Here is a 6,738-nt window from a genome sequence, read left to right on the forward strand (position 1 = left end):
ATTCGTTCAATTCGTTGTTACCGCGTCTGAGCGTAAATACTCACGTGTGTTATTTATCACTCCAGATGTCGGATGATCCAGAATTAAAATCTAATGACGACTGATTTGGGATGAAAGATCATGCAATGGTGCCCATCCCCGAGCCCACGGGCGGGTGAAACAAAGAATGGAGGGATGGGCGGCATGCGAATTATGGCAACAATCTATATTGAAATATACAGCCTTGGTGGCGACGACGAAAGATTTTGGCCGAAATACGCCATTCTCGGCACAACAACATAACTCTCTGACAGCCAAAGCGTTATCGCAATAAGGATAATTTTTGCCGTCCACGTTTAACATTCCACGCTGCGATACATGCCTAACCGAGGGGCGACAGATGGTCTTTCGAGGCGCGATACATGGCCTTCCGTGGTGCGGTTAGGTAGGTATCGCAACACGAAAGATGCCTAACGGTGAGCGCATGCCGCAAATTTGGCGTGGCGATGGCAGAAAAACGATGGATTCGGCGGCTCATTCAACAAAAAACGCCGCACAACTTTTGCACCAAAATATCGGACAAGACACATTGCGCTACACACAGAGAAGCGCGGCAAAGAGTTTCTCACCACACATTTTTCTCCCAGATTTAACGCACAAATGCGGGCGCTCGGCTGAGACCAACTACATCGGAGTGGCGGCAATGCAGCGCACAGGCTTTTGCGGCGTGCGCTCTTTTTTTTCCGCAAATGTTTGGTAAAAAAGAAATAATTCCATAAATTTGCAAATGAAACCCCACAATAGTTCAACATTTATTAAAAAACGATAGCCTATCGACACATCTTTACTTCATAACTAAACACTTACTAAGAAATGAAGAAACTTGCAGAAATGACCGACGAACAGTTGGCATTATGCTATGTGGATGGTAACAACGAGGCTTTCGATGAACTGTTGTCACGCAATCAATCGAAAATCTTCGCATATATCATGTTCGTCGTACGCGACGAGGACATGGCCAACGACATCTTCCAAGAGACGTTCGTCAAAATCATCGTGAAGCTGCAACACGGCAAATATGCACCGACCGGAAAGTTCGGCGCATGGTGCATGCGCATTGCTCACAACGTCATCATGGACTGGTATCGCGACCAGCGCTCTGAGCGCATCGTGGAGCCGACCGAGGACAACGACCTGTCGAACCTCGGCCAAGAGAGCGTCATGGTGGCCAACATAGAAGACCACATGCTCAACGACCAGGTGCTATGCGACGTGCGCAAGATGATGAACCATCTGCCACCCAGCCAGCGCGAAGTGGTTTACATGCGCTATTACCAGCAGCTATCATTCAAGGAGATTGCCGACACCACCAATGTGAGCATCAACACCGCATTGGGACGCATGCGCTACGCCCTTATCAACATGCGACGCATGGCCCGCGACTACGACATGCAGCTCCAACTGAAGCTGGCGTAAAGGTCAAGTCACACAAGGCAAGACAAGCGCGGAAAGCCCATGAGGGCACAAGGCGCATACCACATAAAATATAAGAATCCCCCACGATAAAGCCCCACCAGCGTCAAAAACTGGTGGGGCTCTTTTTATCCCAAATCGGTCATCAGATTTGGGTTTCTGTTGGCTTTCCGCCTCCTGAGCAGAACCTCGTCGTGCTCAGGCAGCAAAGGGGATTAGTCGTCCCAAACGGAAGTGAAGGTGTTGGGCTTGGCACCAGGTTCTTGCGAACCATTACTATCACTACCATTGCCTGGGTTCGGCGTTCCCTCAGGCAAACCCGTAGTACCTCCCACCGAAGCGGCAATGAAGTTTTCCATTTCGATCTCCTTAACGTTGATAGCCGGTTTTACATATTTCTTTTCCATAATTACGCTATTTATAAATGGTGAATATTCGGTTTTGGTCCATGCCGCTTCTTCTATTCGAAGCGGCATGCGACCAAAGAAGATAATTGATGTTTTTACTTATTGAGGTATTTCTTGCCACCCTTGATGATAATACCACGGTAGTTGTCGGCCACACGCTGACCAGCCAAGTTGTAGGCAGGAGCGTCGCTGTCGGCCTTATCAGTCACAATGCCTTGGATGGCAGTTGCCTCACCGTCGATGCTGATGGTCAAGCCCTTGGCGGCAGCCTCGGCTGTTGTGGCACGGAACAGGGCGCGAGTGGCCTTCATGCTCTCTGTACCCTTGGCGCGATAGAAATTGTTGTCGCTCGAGATAAACCAGTCGCCGGCGTTGACCTGCATCTTGCCGTAGCTACCTTGGAAGGCGAATGCTGCGCTGGCAGGAGTGGCAACGGGATCGCCCACCACCACGTTGACATCCTCAATGGTTTGGGTATCAACGTTCTTGGCACCATAAACAAACACCGGAGTATTGGCAGTGATAACGTCTGTGGTTTGGAAATTCAGGGTATATGTGCCATCCTCATTCATGGTAGTGCCCATGTAGTTAGCCAGTTTGGTGTCGGCGCCAAAGGTTGCAGTGACCTGCTCGGCTGTCATGTCAAACGGAAGAACCAAGGTGTTCCAAGCGTTGGCGTTGAAGGTGCGATCCATATACACAGTAGCGTGACGCTTGGCTTCAATGGTGTTGTTGTCTGCTTTTTCGTCAAGCACCAATGCTTCTATATCCCAGAATTTTGCGATGTAGTTGCCTTTATCCAACTCGACGATGTCATTATATTTAGTCATCACACCACAAAGAATAACCTTGTCGCCTGCGGCGATTTGGGCGAGAGACGTAAAGTCTGTGTTGCCGAGATACTTTCCACGGAATGCCTCAATAGAAGCAGATGAACCTTCTTCGTCAACAATGAAATAATCACAATTCTTATATTGCTCAATGTTATTAGCAGTTGATACCACTTTGCTAACAACACCCTTGACGTAAACAGGATTCTTTGTCTGCGCGCCGTCATTGACAATTGCAATCACGTCGGCTACAGTATAAGGCTTGTCTAAGGTACCCTCGCCTGTGAGCTGCAACACCTTATTAACAGTAATGGTATAAGAAGCCTTTGCTGACGCATAAGTGTCGTCGCCAGCGAAAGAGGCCGTGATGGTGTAGGTGCCTGGGACAGTGGCATCAACAAGGACTGCACCCTTCTCGTCAACCACAGCATGAATATCATCGCTTGACGCATAAGTTACCGTAGCAACAGCCACTTCTGTTCCATCGGCAGTGGTCACCTTAGCGGCATTCTCGTAGAGAGGATTTTCCGTGCCTTGATCGTACGTGGCGTCGCCCTTCTCAAAGACGATTTTTGTTGCGGTCTTGTTACTTGCATACTTGTAGTAAGCAATTGAAGTGCTCTTGATGTTCGTTGAAGTTGAAGTATAGCAACGCCAATCTTTGCTATTGTAAACGCCAACATATCGGGTCGTTGCAGTGTTCTCCAAACCGTTGTATGAGCCGTCCGCATGTTCAACAAAATACTTATTGTCACTTGTTCCTACTCTCACACCATTATTATCCCTTGTGGTGTACAACCATTTTTCGGTGGTACCATTGGGGAAAAACGTATAGGTGTTATCGCTGTTCTTGGTTACATTCCATACACAATTCTCGGCCACTGTACCTGTGAGGGCATCTCCGTCCAACGTGACAGACACAGCCGCAGGGGCTTTCGTTGTACCATTATCGTTACTCATAGCGCACTTAGACGTGACATCAACGATGACCACCTGATCGGTGGGAAGCAAATCGCTCAGAGTTGTCTTAACCCATCTGTTCTCACCAACTATCTCTTGGGGCTTTACGGTAATGGTGTAGCTGGCGGTAGAAGCCTCATAATTGTCATTGCCTGCGAACGAGGCTGTAATGGTAGCAGTTCCAGCCTTGTCAGTTGTAACAGTTACCTCGCCATCGTTGGTAACAGATGCCAACTCAACATTATTCGACTCATAAGAAATAGTAGCACCCTCAACGACAGGGCTCAACGTTGCAACGTTGGCAAAGGTTGTACCCTCAGTTGCATTGAACTCGAATGTCCTATTGGATGGATCAGCAAAAGTCAATGTGGTTGTCTTCTTCTGAGGTTTATCATCAGAGGTGTAAGTTACAACTATCTTTGAAGCGCGAACCTGTTGAGTAAGCTTGGAAAATTTAATCTCTTGGGAACTTCCTTCCCACGCACCAGTATTACCACTATAAGAATACTTTCCAACAGAGGACTTACTAAAACCACTAGGACCATTCTTAGCGGTTTCACTTGCTGTGCAAGTAAACTCGACTTTAGTAATGTTTCCAGACTCAACGGCAATAGTTGCAGCAGAAGAAGCATAAAATCTGTACTCACTAGTAGCAAAGGCTGCAGAAGTACAACTAATCGTTACACCATCCTTAGTAAGGATGTCTTTTTCCCCTGAGGCGGAATTGGCACCCTTATCTGTCCCCGCAACAAACGTAACAGTCTTCTCTTGGGCACTAACTCTCACCCCCCCCAACAACGCCATGAGGCAGACGAGGAGGAGCGTCTTAAAGTTAAGTAATTGTTTTTCCATAAGCAGAAATTAAGTTAATTGTTTATTGTTATAGATATTGTAGAATCGATGCGTTGTCTGCTATGCGTAAGATGGATACGATGTGGCGGCAGCGCCAGGGCTCGCCGAAGGTCGTGTAGCTAAGATAACGATAGCTGCGTTTCAATGGTCGACGGCAAAGGTACGGCTTTTATATGAGATGGAGGTTACAAAACCATAAAAATGTGAACAAACCACGAAAAAAAATGCCGCCATCATGACCCAATGTCGATGAACGACTGGAGCACGCGAGCCAACGAACGCATTGCCTTCGATGGCCCAAACCACCCACGTTTCAGAGCCTACGCCCCCACCGCGCCGCCCCTTCCGCATGGCACCGCCAGAAAAATAATGGGGGCGAATGGCGAAATAGGAAGCGCTATTGCTTGTCGCATTTGGTTATTCTTATTATCTTTGCATACAGAAAACATGCCTACACAAAGCTTGTGCAACGACATAGAATATGAGATACTCACTTAATACCCAACACCCCATCAGCGAAACCATGAAGAAAACCCTCATCCTGGCCGTGGCCTCTGTGGCAGTGATGCTACTCGGCAGTTGCGGCACAAAGCACCCCGTGGCCACCCTGCCCTCGTTCGACGAGTCGCGCCCCGTGGTCACCGAGCTGCCCACCGAGGTACCCGCCTACCCCAACGCCAACAAGGAGTTTGCCAGCGTGAAAGACGCCGCCGACGTGGTGCTGGGCCGCACCGACCTCAAGGCCCTGGCCAGCAAGTATGGCTACAAGACGCTCGTGGGCTACGCCGTGTATCGCCTCGACAGCTACGACACCATGCTCTATAAGAATTGCCTTCCCGCCAAGAAGGTGGGACAGGGCGTCTACACCGACACGCCGCAGCCGCAGCGCAAGGGCACGTCGAGCTACGTGGCCGTGACGAAAGACGTCACGATCGGTGTGTTCAACAACAAGGCATACGAAAACCTCGTGGAGCAAGTGAAGAACAGCGGGTTCCGACTGCTGGAGCAGGGCTACGAGGACCATTACACCAACGGCCTGGTAGACGCCTACTGCTACGCCTCGCGCCGCACGGTGCGCCTGAGCAAGGCCGTGAACCAATAACCGCCATATAAGCATGTAACAACACAACACGCCACTGCAACACCTTAGAACCATCATCTAAAGATACTACCGTTTATGGAATCAAGAAGAAATAAAGGTAAGTTGTTGCGCCAGCTGCGCGACTATGGTGTCATTACCATCGCCATGTTGCTTGGCGTCATTGGCCTGAACCTGTTTCTGTTGCCCAACGAGATCACCACGGGCGGCATCATCGGTGTGGCCTCAATCGTCTATTGGGGCACGGGCATCCCTGTGCAAGACACCTTCTTCGCGCTCAACGCCGTGCTGCTCATCGTGGCGCTGAAGGTGCTGGGCTGGCGATTCTGCGCCAAGACCATCTATGGCGTGGTGGTGTTCACCGTGGCATCGGCGGTGCTGCAAAGCGTCATACCGCCCGACCTCCATCTGCTGGCCGACCAGAAATTCATGGCGTGCATGGTGGGAGCCGTGTTCCTCGGATCCAGCGTGGGACTGGGACTGTCGGCCGGCGGGTCGACCGGCGGGTCGGACGTCATCGCCGCCATGGTCCACAAGTACCGCGACGTGTCGCTCGGCCACATCATCCTGTTCTGCGACCTCACGATCATCACCTCGTCCTACGTGGTGCTGCGCGATTGGGAGAAGGTGCTCTACGGCTACGTGCTGCTGTTCGTCATCTCGTTTGTGGTCGACCACCTCGTCAACTCGCTGCGCCGAAGCGTGCAGTTCTTCATCATATCCGATAAGTATGAGGAGATTGGCTTGGCCATCAACAAGATAGCCGACCGTGGTTGCTCCACGCTCAATGGCAACGGCTTCTTCACCAAGAAAGACATCAAGGTTATTTACTGCATCGCCAAGAAAAGCGAGTCGAGCTTCATCTTCGATCTCATCGACGAGATCGATCCCAACGCCTTCGTGGCGCAGTCGGCTGTCATCGGTGTGTACGGCCAGGGCTTCGATCGCGTGAAGGCGCACCGAAAGATCAACCTGAAGGAGCTGCAAGAGAAAATGGCCGACGCACCACAACAATAGCCTCTTCAGCCTACAGCGCCCCACAGCTAATCATAATCCCAAATCGGTCATTAGACCGAAAAAGGCGAATGGTTAGGATCTTATGGATTCTTTTCAACTCTTGTCAGCGTTTCTTTCGGCA

The 6,738-nt window shown here is 50.3% G+C and carries 6 protein-coding genes; 4 read left to right on the forward strand and 2 right to left on the reverse strand.

The features are described 5' to 3' along the window. The first annotated feature begins 445 nt into the window (after positions 1-445). Both KM934_RS12015 and KM934_RS12020 read left to right on the forward strand, forming a co-directional pair. Positions 446-739, forward strand: a complete 294-nt coding sequence (locus tag KM934_RS12015; RefSeq protein ID WP_215760842.1) for a hypothetical protein — start codon at positions 446-448, stop codon at positions 737-739. 113 nt (positions 740-852) lie between these two features. Continuing rightward, on the forward strand, positions 853-1,455 hold the full coding sequence (locus tag KM934_RS12020; RefSeq protein WP_215760843.1) for an RNA polymerase sigma factor: 603 nt from the start codon (positions 853-855) through the stop codon (positions 1,453-1,455). A 212-nt stretch (positions 1,456-1,667) separates the two neighbouring features. Here the strand turns inward: KM934_RS12020 and KM934_RS12025 are convergent, their stop codons facing one another. Together KM934_RS12025 and KM934_RS12030 are read right to left on the reverse strand one after the other, a co-directional pair. Then, positions 1,668-1,859: a hypothetical protein gene (locus KM934_RS12025; RefSeq protein WP_215760844.1), complete on the reverse strand. Its 192-nt coding sequence runs from the start codon at positions 1,857-1,859 to the stop codon at positions 1,668-1,670. A gap of 95 nt (positions 1,860-1,954) precedes the next feature. Beyond that, the gene (locus tag KM934_RS12030) at positions 1,955-4,501 is read right to left on the reverse strand and encodes a hypothetical protein (RefSeq protein ID WP_215760845.1); all 2,547 of its coding nucleotides are present in this window, start codon (positions 4,499-4,501) and stop codon (positions 1,955-1,957) included. A 481-nt stretch (positions 4,502-4,982) separates the two neighbouring features. On the opposite strand from KM934_RS12030, the gene KM934_RS12035 reads away from it, so the two are divergent. After that, positions 4,983-5,603: a hypothetical protein gene (locus KM934_RS12035; protein WP_215760846.1), complete on the forward strand. Its 621-nt coding sequence runs from the start codon at positions 4,983-4,985 to the stop codon at positions 5,601-5,603. 75 nt (positions 5,604-5,678) lie between these two features. Beyond that, positions 5,679-6,617: a YitT family protein gene (locus KM934_RS12040; protein ID WP_215760847.1), complete on the forward strand. Its 939-nt coding sequence runs from the start codon at positions 5,679-5,681 to the stop codon at positions 6,615-6,617. The last annotated feature ends 121 nt before the right edge of the window (positions 6,618-6,738 follow it).

Source organism: Hallella faecis (genome assembly GCF_018789675.1).
Taxonomy (GTDB): domain Bacteria; phylum Bacteroidota; class Bacteroidia; order Bacteroidales; family Bacteroidaceae; genus Prevotella; species Prevotella faecis.